We start from the raw sequence: 24,031 nt of genomic DNA, 5'->3' as shown, positions 1-24,031 counted from the left end.
GCGGGCGTCAGCCGCGGATCTTGATGTTCTCGATCTCCACCGGGAGGGCCGGTTCGCCGTCGCCCGGGTCGCCGTTCTCGCCCGGGACGATGCCGCCCGCGACGATCTCGTCCAGGACGTCCATGCCGCGCAGGACCCGGCCCAGCACGGTGTAGGCGGGCTTGATGTTGGCGTGCGAGTGGACGATGAAGAACTGGCTGCCGTTGGTGCCCGGGCCCTGGTTGCCCATCGCGATGGTGCCGCGCGGGTAGGTCTCGGCGCCGGTCACCTCGTCGGCGAACCGGTAGCCGGGGCCGCCCTTCTCCACCGACCAGATGTCACCGCACTGCAGCACGCCGAGCCGCTCGGAATCGGTCAGCCGCCAGCAGCGGGACCGGTCGTAGAAGTCGCTGCGCGCCAGGTGCACGAGGTTGTGCACCGCGCACGGCGCGTTCGCGCGGTCCAGCTCGACGAGGACGTCACCGCGGTTGGTCTCGATCTCGGCCCGCACCGTGCCCTTGGCCTTCGCCTTCTCCCCGGGCGGATCGACCTCGCGGGCCGCCGGGTTCTCCGGCGTCGGGATGAACTCGCACGTCGTGCGGTGCGGCGGGCGCGGCGACTCGGCCTGCGCGACGGCGACGGGGGTGGCGGCCAGCACGACCGCGAAGATTCCAGCGAACCAGCGCAACTTCATGCGCCGAACTTAATCACCCGCACGGACCTGCCACACCGGCGAACGGACGAGTCGGCGCGGGACTCGCGGCCGCATCCGGAGCCTCAGGCGGCGGTGGTCTCCGCGGGCGGCAGGTTGCGGGCCTCCCAGAGGGCTTCCGCCGGTGGCTGGTTCCAGCGGGCGAGCCCGAGCGAGGCGTAGGTCTCGTCGAGGTTCCGGTAGATCTCGTCCAGGAAGGTGGCCGCCATCGCGCAGGTCAGCGACGGCTCGGCCGTGGACGGTCCCACCGCGTCGGTCTGCGATCGCGCTGCCATCTCCCACCACCTCTTCGGAACAACGGGCCGGTGCGCGAGGCCGACCGGCCTCGCCAGATCCGAACCGTAACCGCGAACAGCTCCCCACGTCAACAGCCAAGTGACTTGGAGATAGCCGATACTCCGACATCGTAAACGGGCTCCACCTGCAAAAACCATACGTAAGTGAACGTTCGATAGTTAATATTCTTGGCGAGCGAGACTCGCGCGCAGCCGGGCGTTCGCCACGAGACCGCAGCGTTCCGCTTGTCCGGCCCCACAAGTCACGCACCGAACTTCGTCGTTCAGCACAAACTCGCCGCGCGGTCACCCGCCGTACCGTTCTCCGCAACGAACGTGTCCGGCCCGAAGGAGACCCGTGCCGCTCCAGACCGCGCAACGCCCGACCGCGCCGACCACCCCGCACGACACCGCCCCGGAAGCGGAAGTCCCGCAACCGCCCGCAGAACCGCACGACGAAGACCACGTCATCCGCGGCTACGACTGACACCCGCCCCTGGCCGGTTTCGAACGGAATCGACACCCCGCAGGGCGGCGCGGCACCGCCGCCATCGCACCGATTCGCCGTCGGCGGCCCCGTTTCTGCAGGTGGTCGCCCGTGAGTGCTTTGTGACGCTATAGCAACACGAAACACTCACGGGCCCTGAACAGCGAAAACGGAGCGAGATCCGCCCAGACCAGCTCCCGCCTGGCAGCGCGTCGCCTCACGACACCTCCCGCGAAAGCCCGCACCCCATGGGACGTTTCTGCCGTCAGGAACGGAATGGCTTGCTCCGCAAGTCATTCCGATGTTGGTTCAAAGCGCCTTGCCACATCCGCGAATCTCCGCGCAGTACAACGATATTCGCGCTCCCGCCCGGAACCGGACAACCGGGTCGCAACGCTCTTCGCGGACGGCCGTCCGGCATGTGGGAAGGCCTCGCCGCGGGCCGCCGTCCGCGTAGCATTCCGCGCCGTGGTTCCGAGATCAGTGCTCCTGGTGGCGCGGCTGCACGTCGACACGTGCCGCATCACCAGCGCCGCGTGTCGCGCGTGACGCCTCCGCGCCACCCGCTCCCGCACCTCGAGGAACCACCATGCCTTCTCCGCACGCCCCCGAAGTCGACACCGCAGGCCTCGCGCGGGGCTTGAAACGCAGGCACATGAGCCTGATCGCTCTCGGCGGGGTGATCGGCGCCGGGCTGTTCGTCGGCAGCGGCGTGGTCATCGGCTCCACCGGCCCGGCCGCGGTGATCTCGTTCCTCATCGCGGGCGTGCTGACCGTGCTGATCATGCGGATGCTGGCCGAGATGACGGTGGCCCGCCCCGCGCTCGGCTCGTTCTACGCCTACGCCCGCGAGGCCCTGGGCGAGCGCGCGGGTTTCGCAGTGGGCTGGATGTACTGGTACTTCTTCGTCATCGTGGTGGCCGTCGAGGCGGTGGCCGGGGGCAAGCTGGTGCAGCTGTGGCTGCCGGAGGTGCCGCTGTGGCTGATCAGCCTGGTGCTGCTGACCTCGCTGACCCTGACCAACCTGGTGTCGGCGCGCTCCTACGGCGAGTTCGAGTACTGGTTCTCCTCCATCAAGGTCGCCGCGATCGTGGTCTTCCTGTTCCTCGGCGCGCTGGCCGTCGCAGGCCTGTGGCCGAGCGCTCCGGGCGGCTTGGCCAACCTGACCGCGCACGGCGGGTTCGCCCCGCACGGCATCGGCGCCGTGCTGGTCGCGGTGGTGCCGTGCGTCGCGTTCTACACCGGGGCGGAGATCGTCACCATCGCCGCAGCGGAATCGGCCGAACCGCGCCGCGCGGTCGCCAACGCGATGCGCTCGATCATCCTGCGGGTGGTCGCCTTCTACGTGCTCTCGGTGCTGGTCGTGGTCGCGGTGGTGCCGTGGAGCTCCCCGGAGATCGAGGTCAGCCCGTACGCGGCGGTGCTGCAGGCGCTGCACGTCCCGGGCGCGAGCACGATCATGAACGCGATCGTGCTGACCGCCGTGCTGTCCTGCCTGAACTCCGCGCTCTACACCTCGTCACGAATGCTCTTCGCGCTGACCCGGCGAGGCGACGCGCCGAGCGGGCTCGCCAAGCTCAGCCGCAGCGGTGTGCCGCGCCGCGCGCTGCTGGCCGGCACCGTCGTCGGCTACCTGTCGGTGCTCGCCGCCTACGTCTCCCCCGACCTGGTTTTCGCCTTCCTGGTCAACTCCTACGGCGCGGTGGCGCTGTTCGTGTACCTGATCATCGCGATCTCCCAGGTCCGCCTGCGCAACCGGACCGACCCGGCGCAGCTGCCGCTGAAGATGTGGCTGTTCCCGTGGCTGAGCTACCTGACCATCGCCCTGATGCTCGTGGTGATCGCGGCGATGGCCGTCCTGCCGGAAACGCGCTCCCAGTTCTGGCTGAGCCTGGTGACCCTGGCGGTGGTCCTCACCGGCTACGAGTTCCGCCGCCGCGGAACAACGAGCCCGACCGGAGGTGTTGAGAAACCATGACGTCCACGTTCGCAGTCACCTGGGACTACCGGTGCCCGTTCGCCCGCAACGCGCACGAGCACCTGCTCACCGGTCTGGCCGCAGGCGCTGACTGGCAGGTCCGCTACCTGCCGTTCTCGCTGGGCCAGGCGCACGTCGAAGAAGGCCCGAGCGTGTGGGACGAACCCGGTCAGGACAGCGGGATCGTCGCGCTGCAGGCGGGTGTCGTGGTCCGCGACGAGTACCCGCGGCAGTTCCCGGCGGTGCACCGCGCGCTGTTCGCGGCCCGCCACGACGAGGGCCTGCACCTGGAGGACCGCTCGGTGGTGGCCCGCGTCCTCACCGACCACGACGTTCCGGCCGACGCGGTGTTCGAGCTCATCGACAGCGGAGCGGCGCTGGAGCAGGTACGCGCGGAGCACGAGCAGTTCGTGTCCTCCCACGACGTCTGGGGTGTGCCGACCTTCATCGCCGACGACCAGGCCGTCTTCGTCCGCCTGATGACCCGAGCCCCGGCAGGCGCGGACCCCCGACCGTCGATCAGTGCGGTGGAGAAGGTCCTGGACCTGCTGACCGGCTACCCCGACCTCAACGAGTACAAGCACACCACCATCCCCCGCTGACTCACCTGATGACAGGCTGATCAGGCGACTGCGCGGTCGCCTCGGCCGGCGTCGGGCAGCACGCGGTTTCAGCGCTTGGTGCGGCGGGTGGGGGTGGCTGTGGTGGGGTCTTCGGGCCAGGGGTGCTTCGGGTAGCGGCCGCGGAGTTCTGCGCGGACCTGGTGGTAGCCGTTGGCCCAGAAGGACTTCAGGTCCGAGGTGACCGCCGCCGGGCGTCCCGCCGGGGACAGCAGGTGCAGGACCAGCGGGATCCGGCCGTCGGCGATGCGCGGGGCTTCGGACCAGCCGAAGACCTCCTGCAGCTTCACCGGGAGCGTCGGCCGGTCGGCGTAGTCGACCTTGATCCGGGAACCGGAGGGCACCTCGATGCGGTCCGGGGCCAGCTCGTCCAGGCGGCCTGCCACCGACCAGGGGATCAGGCGGCGCAGGGCGGTTGCCGCCGGGATCCGCAGGTCCGCGCGGCGGCGGGCGTTGCCGAGTTCCGGCTCCAGCCAGCTGTCCACCGAGGACAGCAGGGATTCGTCGTCGGTGGCGGGCCAGGGATCGCCGAGGGCGTCGTGCAGGAAGCCGAGGCGCTGCCGGAGCCGCCGGGCGTCGTCGCTCCAGTTCAGCAGTTCCAGGCCTTCCGCGCGCAAGCCGTCCAGCAGCGCGCGGCGGACCTCGGCCGGATCGGGATCGCGGATCTTGCGCCGGCTCAAGGTGATCGCGCCGATCCGCTCGACGCGGGACGCGCGCACGTCGCCGTCCACCCAGCCGATCTCGTCGGTGGTGGTGACCAGCGCGGGTGCGGCCGTGCGGGCCAGCTGCTCGTCCGCCGGGGCGGCCAGGCGGACGGTGCCGTGGGCGCTGCCGGGCGTCCGGTCGGCGACGGCGATGGCCAGCCACTCCGATGCGCGCACGCTCGAACCGGGCGGCAACTGCACCGCAGTTCCGGAGGCCATCAAGTACACGTTCGACTCGGCATCGCGACGGCGGGCCAGGCGCTCCGGCTGCGCGAGCGCGACGACCAGCGCGGCGTCACCGTTCCCGCGATGCGCGGGCACCATCGAGCGGAGCCTGCGCACCTCCTTGCGCCACCGGTCGCTGCCCGGTCCGCCACGCCGCAGTCCGGTCAAAGCGGTGGTCACGTCGATGTCGTTGGTCAACGCGTCGTTGTCGAGCAGCGCGACCACTTCCGCCGCGATGTCGGTGCCTGCCCGCTCGGACCCGTCGAGCAGCGCGCGGGCCAGCCGCGGGTGCAGACCGAGCTCGGCCATCCGGCGGCCCCGGTCGGTCACCGCGCCGGAAGCGTCCAGGGCTCCGAGCCCGCGCAGGACCTCCCGGCCGACGGCGAGCGCACCGGGCGGCGGTTCGTCCCACCACTCCAGCGCCGAACCGTCCGACGTGCCCCAGCACGCCAGTTCCAGCGCCAGCCGGGTCAGCTCGGCGGTGCGGACCTCCGGCTCCGGGTAGGCCGGGAGCGTGCTGTGCTCGTGCTCCGGCCAGCAGCGGTAGACCACGCCCGGCCCCTGCCGCCCGGCGCGACCGGCGCGCTGGTCGGCGACCGCCGCCGAAACCCGCACCGTGGCCAGGCCGGACAGCCCGCGCCGGTTGTCCACGCGCGACACCCGCGCCAGGCCGGAGTCCACCACCGCCCGCACTCCCGGCACCGTCAGGCTCGACTCGGCGACCGCCGTCGCCAGCACCACCCGGCGCCGCTTCCCCACCCGCAGCGCGGAATCCTGCTCCGACCGGGGCAATCTCCCGTGCAGCGGCAGGACGTCCACATCGGACCCGGCCAGATTCCCGGCCACCCGGCGGATTTCGGCCGCACCGGGCAGGAAGGCCAGCACGTCGCCGTCCTGCTCCGCGAACGCCGTGCGCACGGCCCGCGCGACGCAGGCCTCGATCCGCTCACCGCGGTTGGGCGGCACGTGCGCGGTGCGCACCGGGTGCGTGCGGACGTGCGCTTCGAGGACCGGGGCGTCCCCGAGCAGCTCGGCGACCCGGCCGGCGGCGACCGTCGCCGACGTCGCCAGCAGCCGGAGGTCCGGGCGCAGTCCGGCGCGCGCGTCGAGCAGCAGCGCCAGCAGCAGATCGGCGTCCAGGTGGCGTTCGTGGCACTCGTCGAGCATCACCACGTCGACACCGGGCAGCTCGGGATCACCCTGCAAGCGCCGCACCAGCAGGCCCGAGGTCACCACCTCGACCACGGTGCGCCCGCTCCGGCGGCGCTCACCGCGCACCGAGTAGCCGACGCGCTGCCCCACGTCCTCGCCGAGCAGCCCCGCCATGCGCTCCGCCGCGGCACGCGCCGCCAGCCGGCGCGGTTCGGCGACCACGACCCGCAAGCCCTGCTCGGCCAGCGCGAGCGGGACCAGCGTGGTCTTCCCAGTGCCGGGCGGTGCCACCAGGACCGCGGTCCCGTGCTCGGCCAGCGCTCCGGTGACGTCGTCGAGCACCGCCCGCACCGGCAGATCGGGAAGTTCCCGGTCCATCACAACCTGCCTCCGAAGTCATCCGCCCAGCAGCGCGGGCCGCCGGTGCCGATTTCGCGCGAAATCGACGCCCTCCGCGCCAGCGGCGGTCAGACGAGCTCGTCGTCTTCCGGGGACCGGGTGTAGATCGTCTCCCCGCGCAGGACGGTGCGCAGGCAGCGCGGCATCGGCGCCTGCGGCGAGAGGTCCGGCAGCGGGGGGACGCCGGAGCGCGGATCGGTCGACCAGCGCTGCACCCGCGAATCCGTTGCCGCCACGACGAGTTCACCGGCGTCCCACACCGCGTAGGTCGCGGGCGCACCGGGCACGAGAGTGCCGGTCACGCCGTCGTCGATGCCCGCCGCGCGCCAGCCGCCGCGCGTGTGAGCCGTGAACGCCGCGCGCGGCGAGATGCCGAAACCGCTGGTGCGGTGGTGCACTGCGGCCTGCACCGCTCGCCACGGGTCCACCGGTGTCACCGGGGCGTCCGAGCCGAGCGCGAGCAGCGCGCCGTTGGCAGCCAGCTTCGAGAACGGGTTGAGCCGCGTGCCGCGCGGGACACCTAGGCGGCGCGCGTACATCGCGCCGGAGCCGCCCCACGCCGCGTCGAACGCCGGCTGCACCGACGCCACCACGCCGTAGCGGCCCAGCTCGGCGGCCTGCTGCTCGTCCACCATCTCCAGGTGTTCCAGCCGGTGGCGCAGGCTCGCCAGCGCCGGGACGCCGACCACCTGCGCCGCCTTGCGGAAGCCCGCGCAGACCTCGGCCACGCCGGCATCGCCGATCACGTGGAACCCGGCCTGCACACCGGCCCGGGTGCAGGCCACCAGGTGCTCGGCCACCGCGTTGGCGTCGAGGTAGAGCACCCCGGAGGTGGTCGGGTCGTCGGTGTAGGGCTCGCGCAGCGCGGCGGTGCGGGAACCGACCGCACCGTCGACGAAGAGATCACCAGCCAGGCCGCGGGCACCGAGCTCCGCGGCGCGCTCCACCGCGCCGAGCTCGCCCCAGTAACCGACGACCTCGGGAACGCCGCCCTGCGCCGAGAGCGCGAGCAGGTCGACCAGGTCGTCGGCACCGGAGATGTCCGGCCCGGCGCACTCGTGCACGCAGGCCACGCCCTGCGACGCGGCGTGCCGCAGGAACGCCAGCTGAGCTTCCTTGCGCTGCCCGGAACCGAGGCAATCGCGCGCGGCGCGGCGCACGTGGTGGTGCGCCACGCGGGTCAGCGGGCCGGAATCGCTCCAGCCCTCGGCACTGCGGGCCAACGGCGTGCGGTCCACCAGCGCGGTGGACACCAGCGCGGAGTGCACGTCTATGCGGGAGAGGTACACCGGCGCACCCGCGGCGGCGCGGTCGATCTCCTCGCGCGTGGGCGGGCGGCGCTCCGGCCACCAGGTCTCGTCCCAGCCGTGGCCCCACACCAGCGCGCCCGGGTACTCGGCCACGTGGTCGCGCAGCGCGTGCAGGAACTCCGTCAGCGAGGCGCAGCCGGTCAGGTCCAGTCCGTTGAGCAGCAGGCCGGTGGACGTCGCGTGCACGTGCGCGTCCACGAACGCCGGTGCGACGAACGCGCCTTCCAGGTCCACGACCTCGGCATCGGGGTGCAGCGCGCGGCCGACCTCGTCGGAACCGAGCCAGGAGATGGTGCCATCGGTCACGGCCATCGCCGTGGCGGCGGCGTCGACGGGCGAGTGGATTCGTCCGCCGAGCAGCAACGTGGTCTCGGACATGTCCTTCGTGCTTCCCCGTCTCGGGTTTCCGCTGCGATGGTGACCGGCGCGCGGCGCCGGCGGATGGGCTGGTTCGGGCGAGCTTACCCGCCACCGCGCGGACCCCGACGGACCGTCGACCAGATCAGCCGCGCCGCTGCTCGTCCGAGCGTTCTGCCTGCGCAGACCGCTGCGGTGGCAGCAATCGCGGCCCGTCGTCCGGAACGCGCTCGTCGTCCTCGGTGACCGAGACCACCTCGCCGTCGATCACATCGCTGCCCGGCGCGGCGGCACCGCGCTCCCGGCGCACCCGCTGGGTGTGCAGCCACACCTGGTCCTGCATCTCCTTCGACCGCCGCTCGGCGGCGCGCAGCATCCGCTTGCGCAGCACCGCGCGGATCGGCGGGAACAGCAGCAGCAGGCCCGCGACGTCGCTGAGCAGCCCGGGCAGGATGATCAGCAGCCCCGCGGCGGCGATGAGCACGCCGTCGGAGATCTCCCGGTCCGGCGAGCGGCGCAGCCGCGCGGCCTCCCGGAACTCCACCATCGTGCGGCGTCCCTCGCGGCGCAGCAGCCAGGCGCCCAGCACCGCCCCGGCCACCAGCAGACCGAGCGTGGCCAGCACCCCGATCGCCTGGCCGAGCGCGACCAGCACGGCGATCTCGGCCACCACGGAGAGCAGGAGCACAACGAAGATCGGCACGGCGGAGGCCCTCCTGTCGACTGCAGTCACCGGGTACAACGAACCAGACCCGACAAATGCTCCCGCACCGGGCAGAGGTGATGGAGGTCCTGCCTCACGCGCCCCATAGAATTCGTCCCGATGCGGGCGCACAGAACGAAAACACTCCTCTTCGTGGCCGTCAGCGGTGTGCTGGCGCTCGCGCTGCTGATCAGCGACCAGTACCTGCCGGGGCTGCCGCTGCAGCCCAAGCAGTTACCGGCCGCGGTGGTCACCATGGGCGACAGCACGCTGTCCGGCGAAGGCGGCGGGGACTACGCGGTGGGGACCAACGGCGAGCGCGGGAACTGGTGCCACCGCTCGGCCGCCGCACCGATCCACCAGCTCCAGCTGCCGCCCGATGTGACCCGCATCAACCTGGCCTGCTCCGGTGCGCGCGCGGAGATCGTCGGCGCCGACCCGGGCTCCGGCCACGCGGAGGGCTCGCAGTCGGCGCAACTGGCCGAGCTGGCCAAGCGCTACCGCATCACCGACGTCGTGGTGCAGGTCGGCGCGAACGATGTGGGCTTCACCGAGACGGTCAACCAGTGCGTCGAAGCCTGGGTGCGCCGGGCCGAGGAAGGCTGCGCCGGGACGCTGCGCACCGACTGGCCGCAGCGGGTCGAGCGGATGCAGCCGAAGGTCCGCACCGCGCTGGAGGACATCCGCGCCGCCATGGACAGCGCCGGGTACACCCCGAGCAGCTACTCGCTGGTGGTGCAGTCCTACGCCTCCCCGGTCGGCCCCGACGTCCGCCCCGAGCTGCAGAACCTGTCCGGTTGCCCGTTCCTGACCAGCGACCTGCAGTGGATCCGCGACACCGGCGTTCCCCAGCTGGCGAACGGGCTGCACGAGGTCGCCCAGCAGGTCGGCGCCCGGTTCCTGGACCACTCCCGGGCGGGCTCGGGTCGCGAGGCCTGCACCGGCGATCCCAAGACCGGCGAGGGCGAGTGGTTCACCCGCCTGTCGGTGGACTGGGCGAGCCTCCAGGACGAAGCCCGCGCGGCGCACGCGATGCAGGAGTCCTACCACGCCAACGCCGCGGGCCACCGCCAGCTGGGCCGCTGCCTGAGCGAATTCCTCGCCACCACTGAGGAAACGGCGTCCTGCCTCCCGGACGACCGCGGCAACCTCCACCTGGCCACCGACCCCGCATCGGCCCTCCCCTCGCACCCCTGATGCCCCTGCCGCGCCGGGGTTTTCGCGATTTCAATGGAAATCAGACCTCCGATTTCCATTGAAATCGCGCGAGGTTTCGGCGTGTCGGAACCCCGACACGCCGGTGCGTGCCGGGTAGTGCGCAACTTCCATTGAAATCGGAGACGTGATTTCCATTGAAATTGCGTCCCCACACCCTCACACCGCTCCGTGCCGGACGCGCCGCCTGGCGGGGACTGGCCGTTCGCAGACGAACGGGGTTCCCGGCCAGGCGGCGGGTCGGCGCGCGGGAATCGCGCGTTCAGCGTCAGATCGCCGGGGGGCGGTTCTCGAACGGGGTGGACAGGACCACCGTCGTTCGGGTCGAGACCTTCGCCGCTTCGCGGATCTGGCGGAGGAGTTCCTCCAGTCCCAGCGGGGAGGCCACTCGCACCTGGAGGATGTAGGACTCGTCGCCCGCCACCGAGTAGCACGACTCGATCTGCGGCAGGTGCTCCAGGCGCTGCGGGTAGTCGTCCGGGGCCGCCGGGTCGATCGGGGTCAGCGAGATGAACGCGGTCAGCGGCAACCCGATCTGGTCACCGTCCACTTTGGCCGTGTAGCCCTGCAGAGCACCGCGCTGCTCCAGCCGCCGGACCCGCTGGTGCACCGCGGAAACGCTCAATCCGACGCGCTCGGCCAGATCGGTGAAGCTGCACCGGCCGTCGCGGGCCAGCTCGCGCAGGATGGCGCGGTCAGTGGCCTCCAGCACGGCCGGAGTTGCGCCTCGCTCGCTCACGCCGGCAGCACCACCAGCTCGTGCGGTTGGTTGTTCACGCTCTCGACGCCGTCCTCGGTGACGATGACGATGTCCTCGATCCGCGCGCCCCAGCGGCCCGGCTGGTAGATGCCCGGCTCGATGCTGAAGGCCATGCCCGCCTCCAGCTCGATCGCGTTGCCCCCGACGATGTAGGGCTCCTCGTGCACGTCCAGCCCGATGCCGTGGCCGGTGCGGTGCACGAAGTACTCGCCGAACCCGGCGGCGGCGATCGGTTCGCGGGCGGCGGCGTCGATGGATTCGGCCGTCGCGCCGGGGCGCACCGCCTGCACCGAGGCGCGCTGCGCGGCTTCCAGCACGGCGTAGGTCTCGCGGACGTCGGCCTGCGCCGGTTCGCCGATCGAGTAGGTGCGGGTGCAGTCGGAGTTGTAGCCCTCCGCGATCGGGCCGCCGATGTCGATCACGACGACGTCGCCGCGCTCGATCACCCGGTCCGACACGTCGTGGTGCGGGCTGGCGCCGTTGGGCCCGGAGCCGACGATGACGAACGCCGCCTCGGTGTGGCCCTCTTCGAGGATCGCGGCGGTGAGGTCGGCGCCGACCTCGGCCTCGGTGCGGCCCACCTTGAGGAACTCGGCCATCCGGTTGTGCACCCGGTCGATGGCCGCCCCGGCCTTGCGCAGCGCCTCGATCTCGGCGGCGTCCTTGCGCATCCGCAGCTCCCGCAGCACGCGCCCGGCGAGCACCTGCTCGGCGTCGGGCAGCGCGGCGCGCAGCGGCAGGACGTGCAGCGCGGCCATCGCGTCGGCGACGGCCAGGCGCTTCGGCTTCCCGCCGCGGCCGGCCAGGTCGGCCACCATGGCGTGCGGGTCCTGGCCGTCGACCCAGGTGACGACGTCGATGCCGAGCTCGGCCAGCGGGATGTCGGCGAAGCCGAGCTCCTCGAGCTTCGGCAGCACCAGCGCGGGCCGGCCGTCGGCGGGCAGCACCAGGCAGGTCAGCCGCTCGTGCGACTCCCCGCCGGCGCCCAGGAGGTAGCGCAGGTCGGAACCGGGCGAGATCAGCAGCGCGTCGAGGTCAGCCGCGACTGCGGTTTCGGCCGCCCGGGTCAGACGGGCGGCGAGCACGGAAGGATCCTGCTTGAACGAGTCGGTCGCCATAGCTCCCCAGCCTAATCCCGAGGTGAAGCCCCGACGTGCGGGCGGTCGGGCCCGTGCGCACCTGAATCGTCCGACCGGTGTCGCGGCCACGACGACCGGACCGGGGTGGTGCGATTTCAATGGAAATCGGACGTCCGATTTCCATTGAAATCGCGGGTCGCCCCACCGCAGCCACGGGGGTCGAGGCCGCGCCACACCGGCATGACCACCATCGCCAGCGTGACCAGCGCGTAGACCGCACCGGCCGACCACAGCGCGGCCGCCAGACCGGCACCGTCGACCAGCGCACCACCTGCGAGTGCGCCCAGTGGAGCGCCGGCGAACCCGACGGCGCTGGTCAGACCCAGCACCCGGCCGCGCATCGCGGGATCGACCCGCTCGTAGGAGATCACCGACAGCACCGGATTGATCGCACCCGAGGCCAGCCCCGCGATGGCGATGACGATCAGCAGCACGGGCAGCCCGGGCTCCAGGGCCATGACCGCGTATCGCGGGGCCCCGGCGATGGCGATGGCCGCGACCAGCACGAGCCGTCGCGGCAGCCGCGGCCCGAGCCAGCTGTAGCCGAGGTTGCCCAGCAGCGCGGCGGCGGCCAGGACACCGCTCATGGCACCGAGCGCGACGGGACTGCGCAGCACCTCAGCGGCGTAGATCGGGTGGAGGACCCCGATCGCGGCCATGTCCAGGGTGTTCATCACCAGCAGCACCAGCACGATCATCGTCAGCGGACGATCGCTGAGCAGCGCGCGGGCACCGGTGCGGAGATCCGCCAGATAGCCGACCCTCGACCGCTCGGCGCGGAGCTGCGGTACCCCGAGCGCGGTCAGCCCCGCTGCCAGCGCGAAGAGGATGCCGACTCCGGCCAGCGCGGTGGTTTCCGAGGTCGCGGCCAGAGCCGCGCCACCCAGCGGAGCGCCCAGCATCTGCGCGGAGCGGTTGGCGGCGTCGAGTCCGCCGGAGCCGCGTTCCACCGGCATCCCGGCCCGCTCGAACAGTTCCGGAGCCACCGCCCGCCGCGCGGTCTGCCCCGGTGCGCGGCTGGCGCCGAGCAGCGCGGCGAGCACGAAGAGCTGCCACATCGCGAGGCCGAAGGTGTTGTGCAGCAACGGAATCGCGATGAGCACCGCGGCGGCGGCCAGGTCCGATCCGATGGCGCAGCGGCGTGCGCCGAGCCGGTCCACCAGCGGGCCGCCCATCGCGGCCAGCGCCACCAGCCCGGCAAGCTCGACCGCGGCGGTGGCGCCCACCAGCGTCGCGCTGCCGGTCAGCGCCAGCACGAACCACGGGACGACCAGCAGCGCGACCGCCGTGGCGAACGCCGACACCCCGGTCGAGGCCCACAGCAGGACGACCGGCGCGCGGCCGTTCACGGCGTCGAACGCGGGAAGGCCTGGAACTGCACGGCGACCTGCTCGTCACCGTCCGCGGCAGGACGCCGGTACTCGTCGAGCAGCTCGTGCATCCGCCGGATCAGCTCGCCGAGCTCCTCGGGCCGCAGCGAGAGGAAGGTGTCCGACAGGGAGGCCGCCTCGGTCCACTCCGGCGACCAGTGCTGGCGTTCGGCCAGGTACGCCGTGGTCTGCCGGTAGTGCGCACCGGCGACCCCGAACAGGTAGGCCGCCAGCGGCCCCTGCTCGTCCGGTCCGAGCTCGCCGGTGGCCAGCACGGTGTGCTCGTGCACCGCTCGCCACCAGCGCTCGCGCCGGTTGCCCCGCTCGGCGTCCTCCTCGACGAACCCGTGCTCGGCGAGCTGCCGGAGGTGCCAGCTGGTCGTCCCGCTGCTCTCGCCCGTCCGCGCGGCCAGCTGCGTCGCGGTCGCCGGGCCGTCGCTGCGCAGCGCGCCCAGCAACTCCATCCGCAGCGGGTGCGCCAGCCCGCGCAGGCTCTTCGCGTCAAGCTTCCGGTCCATGCGAGCACGATAGAACCGCCAAGAACACTTTGCAAAGGGTTCTTGGCGATCGTTGAGTTGAGTCGTGAGTGCGTCACAGCGTTCGAACGCTGTTACGCACTCACGACCCCTTGGCGCCTGATCAGGCGGGCGCCTTGTCCAGGTCCTGTTCCAGGAGCGCGGCGAGTTCGTCCAGGGCCGCCTCGTCGGGGCCGGAGAGCTCGACCTCCTCGCCGTGGCGGGCGCCCAGCGACATCAGGCCCAGGACGCTGGCCGCGTCCACCGGCGCACCGGCCTCCCCGTCGACGACCTTGGCGACGGTGACCGGCTGGGCTTGCGCGGCGGCCGCCTGGGCGAGCAGCGCGGCCGGGCGGGCGTGCAGGCCGACCGAAGCGGCGATGCGGACTCGTCGTTGCATCTCGTCATTCCTCTCGAGCGGGGGTCAGGCCGCGACCGCGGTCTTCTCCGGTGCGGCTTCGGCGGTTTCGGTGCGACCGATCTGCTTGGCGAACAGGACCGCGATCGCGGCGACCACGACCCCGGCCGCGATAGCGCCCAGGTACGGCAGCGCATTGCCCACCAGCGGCAGGACGAAGATGCCGCCGTGCGGCGCCCGGAGCGAGGCGCCGAAGGCCATCGACAGCGCCCCGGTGGTCGCCGATCCGAGCACGATCGACGGGATGACCCGCAGCGGATCGCCCGCGGCGAACGGGATCGCGCCCTCGGTGATGAACGACGCGCCCAGCAGCCAGGCGGTGCGCCCGCTGGCCCGCTCGGCCGGGGTGAACAGCTTGCCGCGCACCGCCGACGCCAGCGCCAGGGCCAGCGGCGGCACCATCCCGGCGGCCATCACCGCGGCCATGATCTCCAGCGACGCGGTGGTGGCGATGCTCAGCCCGCCGACGGCGAAGGTGTAGGCGACCTTGTTGATCGGCCCGCCCATGTCGAAGGCGATCATCGCGCCGAGCAGCGCGCCCAGCAGCGCCGCGTTGGCCCCGGACAGCCCGGTCAGCCACCCGGTCAGCGCGGTCATGACCAGCGCGATCGGCTTGCCGATGACCACGAACATCAGCACTCCGACGATCAGCGTGCCCAGCAGCGGCAGCACCACCACCGGCATGATCCCAGCGATGCCGCGCGGCACCTTGATCCGCTTGAGCGCGAGGAGCACCGCACCGGCCAGCAGACCGGCGATCAGCCCGCCGAGGAAGCCCGCGCCGACGGTCACCGCCACCGCGCCACCGACGAAGCCGGGGGCGATCGCGGGCCGGTCGGCAATGGCGAAGGCGATGAACCCGGCCAGCACCGGCACCAGGAACTCGAAGGCGGTGGAGCCGACCTGGTTGAACAGCGCCGCCCAGCTGACCAGGCTCGCCGCGTCGAAGTGCTCGGTGACCGGCGGCGCCTCGGTGATCTGGTAACCGCCGAGCGCGAAGCTCAGCGCGATCAGCAGACCGCCCGCGGCCACGAACGGGATCATGTAGCTGACACCGGTCATCAACCACTGCCGCAGCCGGGTGCCGAACCCGGTCCCGGCGACGACCTTGCTGGCGAGTTCCGGTTCCGCCGCAGCGGGTTCCGGCGTCGCCGCGGGCTGCTGCGCGGCGACGTCCGCGGCGCGCTGCAGGAGCCCGGCGGCGTCGTTGATCGCCTGCTTGACCGGCGCCTCCACCACCGGCTTGCCCGCGAAGCGGTCCCGGTCGCGCACGCCCACGTCGGCGGCCAGGATCACCGCGTCGGCCGCTTCGATGTCCGCAGTGGACAGTGGCGTGGAACCCGCCGAACCCTGGGTCTCCACCAGCATTTCGTGCCCGGCGTCCTTGGCCGCCTGTTCCAGGGCCTCGGCCGCCATGTAGGTGTGCGCGATGCCCGTCGGGCACGCGGTGACGGCGACGTACTTCACGGCGAGACCTCCCCGCGCACGTACTCGGCCAGCTGCGCGGCGTCGGTGGCATCGCGCAGGTTCTGCTTGAACTCCGCGCGCACCAGCCGGCGGGCCAGCGCGGCGAGCACCGTCATGTGGTCCTCGCCGCCGCCTTCCGGGGCCGCGATCAGGAAGATGAGGTCGGCCGGGCCGTCCTCGGCGCCGAAGTCGACCCCGGTCGCGCTGCGGCCGAAGGCCAGCGTCGGCGCGGTCACCGCCGCGGAGCGGCAGTGCGGGATGCCGATGCCGCCTTCCAGCCCGGTCGGCATCTGCTGCTCGCGGGCCTCGATGTCGGCCAGGAACCGCTCGACGTCGGTGACCCGCCCGGCGGCGGCCAGCCGCTCGGCGAGGCTGCGCACCACGGCCTTCCGGTCGGTGCCGGCCAGGTCCAGGTCGACGAGTTCGGGGGTGATCAGTTCGGTAGTCATGCCGCCACTCCGCTGAGGCTCACTGATTCGTCCACTGCGTCCACCCGCACCCGCTGCGGGTGGACGTCGTCCGGTGCGGGCATCCGGCTGCCGGCCAGGCCGACCGCCGCCCCGCCGTAGGCGACCGCGACGCGCAAGGCGTCGGGACCGCTGCCGCCCGCCCGCAGGAAGCCGGCGAGCGTCGCGTCACCTGCTCCGACCGTGCTGAGCACCGCCGGCACCTCGCTGGTGGCGTGCCAGGTGCCGGACTCCGCGACCAGCACCGCGCCGAGCTGCCCGAGGCTCACCAGCACGGCACCCACGCCACCGGCGCGCAGCCGGCCCGCGACGTCCAGCACGTCGCCGAGGTCGCGCAGCGGGCTCCCGGCCAGCTCCGCGAGTTCGGCGAGGTTCGGTTTGACCAGGTCCGGCGCCGCCTCGCAGGCCAGCGCCAGCGGCTGCCCGGAGCTGTCCACGGCGACCTTCGCCCCGGCGCGGCGGGCCGCCGCCGCGATGCGGGCGTGCAGGTCCTCCGGGCACCCGGCGGGCAGGCTTCCGCAGGTCACCAGCCACTCGGCTCGTCCGGCGAGGTCGGCTGCGGTCCGCTCCAGCGCCGCGACCTCGGCGGCGGCGAGCTCCGGACCGGGTTCGTTGAACTTGCTCGTGGTGCCGTCGGCTTCGACCACCGCGATGTTGCTGCGGGTCGGGGCCTGCACGGGCACCTCCACCACCGGCACCGATTCCGGCGCGAGCAGCTCGGCCAGGCGCGCGCCGTCGGCGCCACCGGAGGGCAGCACGGCCAGCGTCGGCACCTCGGCCGCGGCCAGCGCGCGGGAGACGTTGACGCCCTTGCCGCCGGGGTCCAGCCGGGTGCGGACGGTGCGGTGCACCGCGCCGCGCGCCAGGCGGTCCACCTGCACGGTGCGGTCCAGGCTGGGATTGGGAGTCACGGTCACGATCACGCCAGCACCACTTCCGCCTCGACCCGTTCGAGCTCGTCGAGCGCCGCCTCGTCGAGGCCGTCGTCGGTGACCAGCACGTCGATCTCGGCGAGCTCGGCGAACCGGCTGAACTGGTCGTCGCCGTACTTGCTGTGATCGGCCAGCACGACACGCTTGCGGCTGGCCGCCACCATCGCCGCCTTGACAGCGGACTCGGCCGGATCCGGGGTGGTGCAGCCGCGCACCGCGGAGAACCCGTTGGTGCCGAAGAAGCCGATGTCCACGGTGAGGCCGCGCAGCACGTCCAGCGCCCAGGATTCCACCGTCGCCAGCGTGGTGCCGCGGATCCGGCCGCCGAGGATGTGCACGTTGTAGTTGTTGCGGGTGGCCAGCTGGGTGGCCACCGTCAGCGAGTTGGTCACCACCGTCAGCTCGCGGTCGGCGGGCAGCAGCCCGGCCAGCCTGGAGGTCGTGGTGCCCGCGTCCAGCAGCACCGTGCCCCGGCTGGGCACCAGGTCCAGCGCGGCGCGCGCGATGCGCTCCTTCTCCGCGGCGTTGGTCTGGTCGCGCAGCGAGACGCCGGGTTCGAAGTCCAGCCGCTCGACCGGGATCGCACCGCCGTAGACGCGCCGGACCAGGCCCTGCCGTTCGAGCGCGGCGAGGTCGCGGCGGATGGTCTCGGGTGCCACCTCGAACTCGGCCGCCGCGGCGGTGACGTCGATGCGCCCGTCACGTCGTGCCCGCTGCGCCAGCAGCTGTTGGCGCTCCGCCCCGTACATGCCCGTTGTCCTCCGGTTAATGTTTGGTGTTGCCTGATTGTGCCCTGTGTTGCCATATTGTCAAGCCTCTGGGAACGCCGGGGAAACCTTCGGCCACGACGAGGAGCGCGCATGACCACCAGCACCCTGCCCGCGAAGACGCACCACGGCGTCGGCGTCAGCCCTGGTCGGGCGGCCGGCCCGGTCGTGCGGGTTCATGACCGGTTGCCCGATCCGATGCCCGGTCCGGCGCCGACCGACCCGGCTGCCGATGCCGCGCGCATCCGCCCCGCCGCGGAAGCCGTGGCGCAACGCCTGCTCGCGCGCGCCGCCGCGGCCGATGGCGCAGCGCGGGAAGTGCTGGAGATGACCGCGACGATGACTACCGACCCGTCGCTGCTCGGCAAGGCCGAACAAGCGGTCACCGAGCGGAGCCTGCCCGCGCCGCGCGCGGTCTTCGAGGCCGCGGGCGAGTTCGCCGAGCTGCTGGCCGCGACCGGCGGCTACCTGGCCGAACGGGCGCGCGACGTGCTCGACGTGCGGGACCGCCTGGTCGCCGAGCTGACCGGAACCGAACCGCCCGGCGTCCCGGAGCTGACCGGCCCGAGCGTGCTGATCGCGCGCGATCTGGCTCCGGCCGACACCGCCGACCTGGATCCGCGGCTGGTGCTGGCGCTGGTGACCGAGGAGGGCGGCCCCACCAGCCACACCGCGATCCTGGCGCGGTCGCTGGGAATTCCGGCGGTGGTGGCCGTGCGCGGCGCGCTCGCGTCGGATGCCGCAGGCGCCCGGGTCGACGGCGCGGCGGGCGCCGTCGAGCTGTTCGAGCAGGTCGTGGAACCGGAGGCGGCGACTCGCGGCCGGGCGCGGTGGAACGGCGTGGGCACCACTTCGGACGGACATCGGGTCAAGCTGCTGGCCAACATCGGCTCGGCCGCCGACGCGCGAGCCGGGATCGCCGCCGACGCGGAAGGATCGGGCCTGTTCCGCACGGAGTTCTGCTTCCTGGACGCCGCGGCCGAACCGGACGTCGAGGCGCAGCGCGGCGCCTACGCCGCCGTGCTGGAACCCTTCGCGGGCAAGCCGGTCGTGGTGCGCACGCTCGACGCCGGCGCGGACAAACCGCTGCCATTCCTGGCGATCGGCGAGGAACCCAACCCTGCGCTGGGCGTCCGCGGGCTCCGCGTGGCCTTCGACCGGCCCGACCTGCTCGACCGCCAGCTCACCGCGATCGCCGCTGCCGCAGCGGAAACCGGCGCGGAGGTGTCGGTCATGGCACCGATGATCGCGACCGCCGCGGAGGCGGCGTGGTTCGCCGAACGCGCCCGCGCCGCGGGCATCGAGCGCGTCGGAGTCATGGTGGAGACCCCGGCTGCGGCGTTGACGGCGGACGCGCTCCTCGACGCCGTCGACTTCGTCAGCATCGGCACCAACGACCTCGCGCAGTACACCTTCGCGGCCGACCGCATGCTCGGCGCGCTCGCCGCGCTCAACGACCCGTGGCAACCAGCGCTGCTGCGCCTGATCGCGAACCTCGCCCGAGCAGGTCTGGAGCGGGGCAAACCGGTCGGAGTCTGCGGCGAAGCGGCTGCCGACCCCCAATTGGCCGGAGTTCTGACCGGCTTGGGCGTCACCAGCCTGTCCATGAATCCCGCAGCCCTGCCCGCGGTCGGCGCCGCACTGGCCGAGCGCACGCTGCCGGACTGGCAGCAGGCAGCGCGGAGCGCGCTGGCCGCGACGGATCCCGCCGGAGCCCGTCGCGCCGCCGGAGGGCGCTGACCACTCGTGAGCGGCGGTGGCGGCTCTTCCGGCCACCGCCGCTCACGCGGGCCCCGACAATTGTTCGCCGATTTCCGCGAATCGTTTGACAAGGCGACGAACACGCTCTCCGAGAAATAATCGGCAAACCCAGAACAGCATTCCGGAAATTTGTCAAATTTCCCTTTTCCGCAATTCTTGGTGTACCTTTGCGTCCGCCGCGAGCGCAGTTCTGCGCGCGGCCGATCTGGATTTGCCCACCAAGCGAGTTGCAGGAGAGGTTCATGACACCCCTTGTGTCAACCCGAGTCCTGCCCGACTGCACCTCAGGGGACCGTGATGCAACCCAGCCACAAGAAACCGCACAACGCGAGAACAACACCAAACGCAACCACCACTGAAAATCGCGGAGAGGCGGGACTGTCATGACCTTCTTGGTGACCGGTGCGACCGGGAGCGTCGGCAGGCACGTCGTGGCGCGGCTGCGCGATGCGGGCGCGCAAGTGCGCGCTGTGACGCGGAATCCCGGCACGGCGGGCTTCCCCGCGGACGTCGAAGTCGTCGCCGGCGACCTCGACCGGCCCGAAACGCTCGAACCCGCGCTGGCCGGGATCGAGCGCGCGTACCTGTTCCCGCACGACGATGCGACGGCATTCGCGGAATTGGCGAAGAAGGCCGGAGTGCGCCGGATCGTCGTGCTGTCCTCGGCGTCGGCCGGAATCGAGTACAAGCGCGAGCACAATTCCGACAGCCACGCGTGGCACCTCGCGGTGGAACGCGCCGTGGAGGATTCCGGAATCGCGTGCACCGCGATCCGGCCCGGTTCCTTCGCGTCGAACTCGTTGCTCTGGGCCGACGCCATCCGCTCGGGATCCGCGGTGCGCTCCCCCTACGCGTCGGCGGCGCAGGCCCCGGTCCACGAAGCCGACATCGCCGCGGTGGCGGCCACCGCGCTGCTCGAAGACGGCCACACCGGGGCGAAGTACACGCTCAGCGGTCCCGCGTCGATCACCCTGGCCGAGCAGGTGCGCACCATCGGCGAGGCGCTCGGCCGGCAGACCTCGTTCGAGGAGCTGACGCCGGAGCAGGGACGGGCCGAGCTGCTGCAGAACCTGCCCGAGGACGTCGTCGACATGCTCCTCGGCTACTGGGCCGAAGCCGTCGACCAGCCGGAACCCGTGCTGCCGACCGTCGAGCAGGTCACCGGCCGCCCGGCGCGCACCTTCGCGCAGTGGGCGGCCGACCACGTGGCCGACTTCCGCTGAACGGGGGCCGACGATGACCGAACGGATGGTCACGTCCGGGACCGCGCGGCTGTGGAGCGAGGACCACGGCGATCCCGGCGCCCCGCCGGTGCTGCTGATCTCGGGCGACTGCCAGTCCGCGCTGTTCTGGCCCGACGAGGTGGTGACGGCGCTGGTCGGCGGCGGGTTCCACGTGATCCGCTACGACCACCGGGACACCGGGCGCTCGACCCACCGGGACTTCGCCGCGAACCCCTACACCTTCGACGACCTCACCGCGGACGCCATCGCGGTGCTGGACGCCTGGGACGTGGGTGCGGCGCACGTCGTCGCCTTCTCGATGGGCGCGGGCCTGGCGCAGCTGCTCGCGGTCGACCACCCGCACCGGATGCTGAGCCAGACGCTGATCTGCACCCACGCACTGGGGATCGACTTCGCGGACAACGTGGCGCGGGCGCTGGCCGGTGAACCGTCCCGGGACGGCCTGCCGCTGCCGGAATCGCGCGTGTTCGAAGCGCTGGAACTGCACGCCGGCCCCTCGGCCGACCGGTCTGCCGAGCTCGACCGGCGCGTCGAGGGTTGGCGCATCATGGCAGGCGATGCCTTCGACCCGGCCGAGTTCCGGCGGCGGGAGGAGCGGGTGATCGACCACACCGGCACCCTGCACCAGAGCATCGCGCACGGGTACGTGACCGAGGGGATCGCCACGCGCGGGGCGGATCTGGCTCGCATCACCGCTCCGACGCTCGTGGTCCAGGCACCGCTGGACCCGATCAGCCCGCCGCCGCACGGACGCCACCTCGCCGAGTCGATCCCCGGCGCGGCGCTGGTCGAGATCCCGGGCATGGGGCACGCGCTGACGGGCGCGGCGCTCGACGCCCTGCTCCCGGCGATCCTCGCCCACCTCCGCCGGTGACACCGGGCCGTGAGCGCGAGACCCGGTTTCGCGCTCACGGCCCCCGAGCCGGATGTCGCCGTGGCGTGACAAGCTGTGGCGGTGACTGGTCCTCTGATGCTCGTCGACTCGGCCGGGTTGTGGTTCCGCTCGTTCTACGCCCTGCCCGACTCGCTGACCGCGCCGGACGGGACGCCGGTGAACTCCGTGCGCGGCTTCTGCGACATGCTCGCCAAGCTGATCACCGATCGCCGCCCCGCCCGGCTGGTCGCCTGCCTGGACAACGACTGGCGTCCGCAGTTCCGGGTCGACGCGCTGCCGTCCTACAAGGCGCACCGCGTGGCCGAGGAGGACCCGGACGCCGAAGAGGTCCCGGACGCGCTCTCCCCGCAGGTCCCGGTGATCCTCGACGTGCTCGACGCGGCGGGCGTGGCCACGGCGGAGGCCGAGGGCTACGAGGCCGACGACGTCATCGGCGCGCTGGCCTGGCGCGAGGACCGGGACCCGGTGGAGGTCGTCACCGGTGACCGCGACCTGTTCCAGCTGGTGCGCACCGATCCGACCCCGGTGCGGGTGATCTACATCGGCGCCGGGCTGGCCAAGGCGCAGAACTACGGGCCCGCCGAGCTCGCCGAGAAGTACGCGCTCTCCCCCGAGCGCGCGGGCGACGACTACGCCGACATGGCCGTGCTGCGCGGCGACCCGTCGGACGGACTGCCCGGCGTGGCGGGCATCGGTGAGAAGACCGCCGCGAAGCTGATCACCCAGTTCGGCTCCCTCGAAGCCCTGCTGGCGGCGGCCGACAGCGGCGCTCCCGGTCTGACGCCGCGGGTCCGCGGCAAGCTCGCCGAAGCCTCGGACTACCTCGCCGCGGCGCCGTCGGTGGTCCGCGTGGCGCGCGATGCGCCGGTGGTCATCGACCGCCCCGACCCGATGCCGAAGTCCGAAGTGGACGTCGACCGGCTGCGCGAGCTGCAGAGCACCTGGGGTCTCGGCGCCAGCATCGACCGGCTCATCACCGCGCTGGAGCTCTGAGCCTGCCGCAGGAGGCGAGATGCCAGAGGAGCAGGTGCTGCGCTCGGTCGAACGGACGCTGGCCGTGCTGCGGGCGTTCTCGCCGGAGCAGCCGGAGATGACGCTCACCGAAGTTGCCCAGGCCAGCGGCCTGGACCGGGCCGGGGCCCGGCGGATCCTGCTGTCCCTGGTCCACCTCGGCTACGTGCGGCACGACGAGCGGCGCTTCGCGCTGACGCCGCAGGTGCTGGAGTTCGGCCACGCGTACCTGTCGAGCCGGTCGCTGCCGCAGATCGCCGAACCGCACCTGCGGCGGCTCACCCGGGAACTGCGGGAGATGACCGCGCTCGCCGTGCTGGACGGCGACGAGATCCGCTACGTGGCGCAGGTCCCGAGCCCGAAGCTGCTGTCCGTCACGATCCCGGTCGGCACCCGCTTCCCGGCGCACGCCACCTCGATGGGCAAGGTGCTGCTAGCAGGCATGTCACCGGAGCTGCTGGAGGCGCGGCTGCGATCAGCGGAGCTGAAGCAGCTCACACCGCACACCGTCACCACCCGGGAACGGCTGCTCGCCGACCTCGCCGGGATCCGCGAGCAGGGCTTCGCGATCTCCGACAACGAGCTGGAGGAAGGCCTGCGGGGCGTCGCGGCGCCGGTCCGCGACTCGGACGGCAAGGTGATCGCCGCGGTCAACGTCTCGCTGGACGCGCACCGCGCACCGGAGGGAGCGGTGCGGCGGGAGATCGTGCCGCTGCTGGTGACCACCGCGTCCCGGATCGAGGCCGACCTGCGGCTGAAACCGCCCGCGGGCCATCAGAAGTAGCGCGACGCCGGGACCGGAATTCCGCGTTGCGGCCCGGCACCGCTCGCCGCTCTGGCATTGAACGCCTCTTCTCGATTCGAAGCCGTTGGCAATCGCGCCGGAAAACACCGACGGCGAACCCGGAGAAGTTCGCCCAGCGACCGCTGGAGTCGCCCCGCGAACTAGCCACGATCGTCCGGAGCCCCTCGGCGCCGTCCGCCCGCATCTCGGAGGAAATCGCGTTTTCCCAGTTCAACGGCCGGTGTCGGCGGCCTCCGGAACGATCCGATCAGCACGGCCACCAGTCGTCGTGTCGTGCATCACAACCATTTCCGACTGGTTTCGCGCCTACGATCCACGTCACACATGGCCCAGTGATCATTCTCGGGGGCCGCTGCTGTCCCAA

Annotated in this window: 23 protein-coding genes; 9 read left to right on the top strand and 14 right to left on the bottom strand. The window is 72.3% G+C overall.

Translation table 11 applies throughout. The features are described 5' to 3' along the window. Nucleotides 1-7: 7 nt before the first annotated feature. Entirely contained in the window at nt 8-673 is a 666-nt protein-coding gene (locus ATL45_RS25610) for a peptidylprolyl isomerase (RefSeq protein ID WP_093155635.1), read from the bottom strand. A gap of 83 nt (nt 674-756) precedes the next feature. Then, nucleotides 757-966, bottom strand: a complete 210-nt coding sequence (locus ATL45_RS25605; RefSeq protein ID WP_093155633.1) for a hypothetical protein — start codon at nt 964-966, stop codon at nt 757-759. A gap of 358 nt (nt 967-1,324) precedes the next feature. Between ATL45_RS25605 and ATL45_RS40065 the strand changes: the two genes are divergently transcribed. From ATL45_RS40065 to ATL45_RS25595, 3 genes are all read left to right on the top strand, one after another. Continuing rightward, nucleotides 1,325-1,453: a hypothetical protein gene (locus ATL45_RS40065; RefSeq protein WP_256258473.1), complete on the top strand. Its 129-nt coding sequence runs from the start codon at nt 1,325-1,327 to the stop codon at nt 1,451-1,453. A 655-nt stretch (nt 1,454-2,108) separates the two neighbouring features. Next, nucleotides 2,109-3,431, top strand: coding sequence for an amino acid permease (locus tag ATL45_RS25600; RefSeq protein WP_211841471.1), 1,323 nt, complete (start codon nt 2,109-2,111; stop codon nt 3,429-3,431). Next, nucleotides 3,428-4,033, top strand: a complete 606-nt coding sequence (locus ATL45_RS25595; protein WP_093155630.1) for a DsbA family oxidoreductase — start codon at nt 3,428-3,430, stop codon at nt 4,031-4,033. The genes ATL45_RS25600 and ATL45_RS25595 overlap by 4 nt, the downstream gene beginning before the upstream one ends. Before the next feature lie 68 nt (nt 4,034-4,101). Here the strand turns inward: ATL45_RS25595 and hrpB are convergent, their stop codons facing one another. The 3 genes from hrpB to ATL45_RS25580 all read right to left on the bottom strand — a co-directional run bounded on the left by hrpB (nt 4,102) and on the right by ATL45_RS25580 (nt 8,901). After that, nucleotides 4,102-6,510, bottom strand: coding sequence for an ATP-dependent helicase HrpB (hrpB, locus tag ATL45_RS25590; protein ID WP_093155629.1), 2,409 nt, complete (start codon nt 6,508-6,510; stop codon nt 4,102-4,104). 89 nt (nt 6,511-6,599) lie between these two features. After that, nucleotides 6,600-8,219, bottom strand: coding sequence for an amidohydrolase (locus ATL45_RS25585; protein ID WP_093155627.1), 1,620 nt, complete (start codon nt 8,217-8,219; stop codon nt 6,600-6,602). Nucleotides 8,220-8,343: 124 nt separating this feature from the next. Next, a complete protein-coding gene (locus tag ATL45_RS25580; RefSeq protein WP_093155626.1) occupies nt 8,344-8,901 on the bottom strand; it encodes an FxsA family protein in 558 nt (185 codons plus the stop codon). 153 nt (nt 8,902-9,054) lie between these two features. Between ATL45_RS25580 and ATL45_RS25575 the strand changes: the two genes are divergently transcribed. Beyond that, a complete protein-coding gene (locus tag ATL45_RS25575) occupies nt 9,055-10,098 on the top strand; it encodes a GDSL-type esterase/lipase family protein (RefSeq protein WP_246025536.1) in 1,044 nt (347 codons plus the stop codon). 286 nt (nt 10,099-10,384) lie between these two features. Here the strand turns inward: ATL45_RS25575 and ATL45_RS25570 are convergent, their stop codons facing one another. The 9 genes from ATL45_RS25570 to ATL45_RS25530 all read right to left on the bottom strand — a co-directional run bounded on the left by ATL45_RS25570 (nt 10,385) and on the right by ATL45_RS25530 (nt 17,933). Continuing rightward, nucleotides 10,385-10,825, bottom strand: coding sequence for an Lrp/AsnC family transcriptional regulator (locus ATL45_RS25570; protein WP_093155725.1), 441 nt, complete (start codon nt 10,823-10,825; stop codon nt 10,385-10,387). Between the two features lie 26 nt (nt 10,826-10,851). Next, nucleotides 10,852-11,994: a M24 family metallopeptidase gene (locus ATL45_RS25565; RefSeq protein WP_093155622.1), complete on the bottom strand. Its 1,143-nt coding sequence runs from the start codon at nt 11,992-11,994 to the stop codon at nt 10,852-10,854. A gap of 116 nt (nt 11,995-12,110) precedes the next feature. Then, on the bottom strand, nt 12,111-13,364 hold the full coding sequence (locus tag ATL45_RS25560) for an MFS transporter (protein WP_093155621.1): 1,254 nt from the start codon (nt 13,362-13,364) through the stop codon (nt 12,111-12,113). After that, entirely contained in the window at nt 13,361-13,903 is a 543-nt protein-coding gene (locus ATL45_RS25555) for an ArsR/SmtB family transcription factor (protein ID WP_093155619.1), read from the bottom strand. The genes ATL45_RS25560 and ATL45_RS25555 overlap by 4 nt, the downstream gene beginning before the upstream one ends. Before the next feature lie 121 nt (nt 13,904-14,024). Continuing rightward, nucleotides 14,025-14,300 (bottom strand): HPr family phosphocarrier protein, encoded by a 276-nt coding sequence (locus ATL45_RS25550; RefSeq protein ID WP_093155617.1) that lies wholly within the window; start codon nt 14,298-14,300, stop codon nt 14,025-14,027. 24 nt (nt 14,301-14,324) lie between these two features. After that, the gene (locus ATL45_RS25545) at nt 14,325-15,785 is read right to left on the bottom strand and encodes a PTS fructose transporter subunit IIC (RefSeq protein WP_093155616.1); all 1,461 of its coding nucleotides are present in this window, start codon (nt 15,783-15,785) and stop codon (nt 14,325-14,327) included. Continuing rightward, a complete protein-coding gene (locus tag ATL45_RS25540) occupies nt 15,782-16,234 on the bottom strand; it encodes a PTS sugar transporter subunit IIA (RefSeq protein ID WP_093155614.1) in 453 nt (150 codons plus the stop codon). Before ATL45_RS25540 ends, ATL45_RS25545 begins: the two co-directional genes overlap by 4 nt. Then, nucleotides 16,231-17,175, bottom strand: coding sequence for a 1-phosphofructokinase (gene pfkB / locus ATL45_RS25535; RefSeq protein WP_093155613.1), 945 nt, complete (start codon nt 17,173-17,175; stop codon nt 16,231-16,233). Before pfkB ends, ATL45_RS25540 begins: the two co-directional genes overlap by 4 nt. Next, a complete protein-coding gene (locus ATL45_RS25530; protein ID WP_093155611.1) occupies nt 17,172-17,933 on the bottom strand; it encodes a DeoR/GlpR family DNA-binding transcription regulator in 762 nt (253 codons plus the stop codon). The genes pfkB and ATL45_RS25530 overlap by 4 nt, the downstream gene beginning before the upstream one ends. Nucleotides 17,934-18,044: 111 nt before the next feature. Here ATL45_RS25530 and ATL45_RS25525 point away from each other — a divergent pair, with 111 nt between their 5' ends. From ATL45_RS25525 to ATL45_RS25505, 5 genes are all read left to right on the top strand, one after another. Beyond that, entirely contained in the window at nt 18,045-19,691 is a 1,647-nt protein-coding gene (locus ATL45_RS25525; protein WP_093155610.1) for a putative PEP-binding protein, read from the top strand. A gap of 404 nt (nt 19,692-20,095) precedes the next feature. After that, nucleotides 20,096-20,935: an NAD(P)H-binding protein gene (locus ATL45_RS25520; protein WP_093155608.1), complete on the top strand. Its 840-nt coding sequence runs from the start codon at nt 20,096-20,098 to the stop codon at nt 20,933-20,935. Nucleotides 20,936-20,948: 13 nt separating this feature from the next. Then, nucleotides 20,949-21,830, top strand: coding sequence for an alpha/beta fold hydrolase (locus ATL45_RS25515; RefSeq protein ID WP_093155607.1), 882 nt, complete (start codon nt 20,949-20,951; stop codon nt 21,828-21,830). Nucleotides 21,831-21,926: 96 nt separating this feature from the next. After that, the gene (locus tag ATL45_RS25510) at nt 21,927-22,844 is read left to right on the top strand and encodes a 5'-3' exonuclease (protein WP_093155605.1); all 918 of its coding nucleotides are present in this window, start codon (nt 21,927-21,929) and stop codon (nt 22,842-22,844) included. Nucleotides 22,845-22,863: 19 nt separating this feature from the next. After that, nucleotides 22,864-23,646 carry an IclR family transcriptional regulator domain-containing protein gene (locus ATL45_RS25505; protein WP_093155604.1) on the top strand — a complete coding sequence of 261 codons (783 nt, stop codon included), beginning with the start codon at nt 22,864-22,866 and terminating at the stop codon, nt 23,644-23,646. Nucleotides 23,647-24,031: the final 385 nt, after the last annotated feature.

Origin of the sequence: Saccharopolyspora antimicrobica, from assembly GCF_003635025.1 — a bacterium.
Taxonomy (GTDB): Bacteria; Actinomycetota; Actinomycetes; order Mycobacteriales; family Pseudonocardiaceae; genus Saccharopolyspora; species Saccharopolyspora antimicrobica.
The sequence above is the reverse complement of the archived record's forward strand: the minus strand, read 5'-3'. Positions and strand labels throughout refer to the sequence as shown.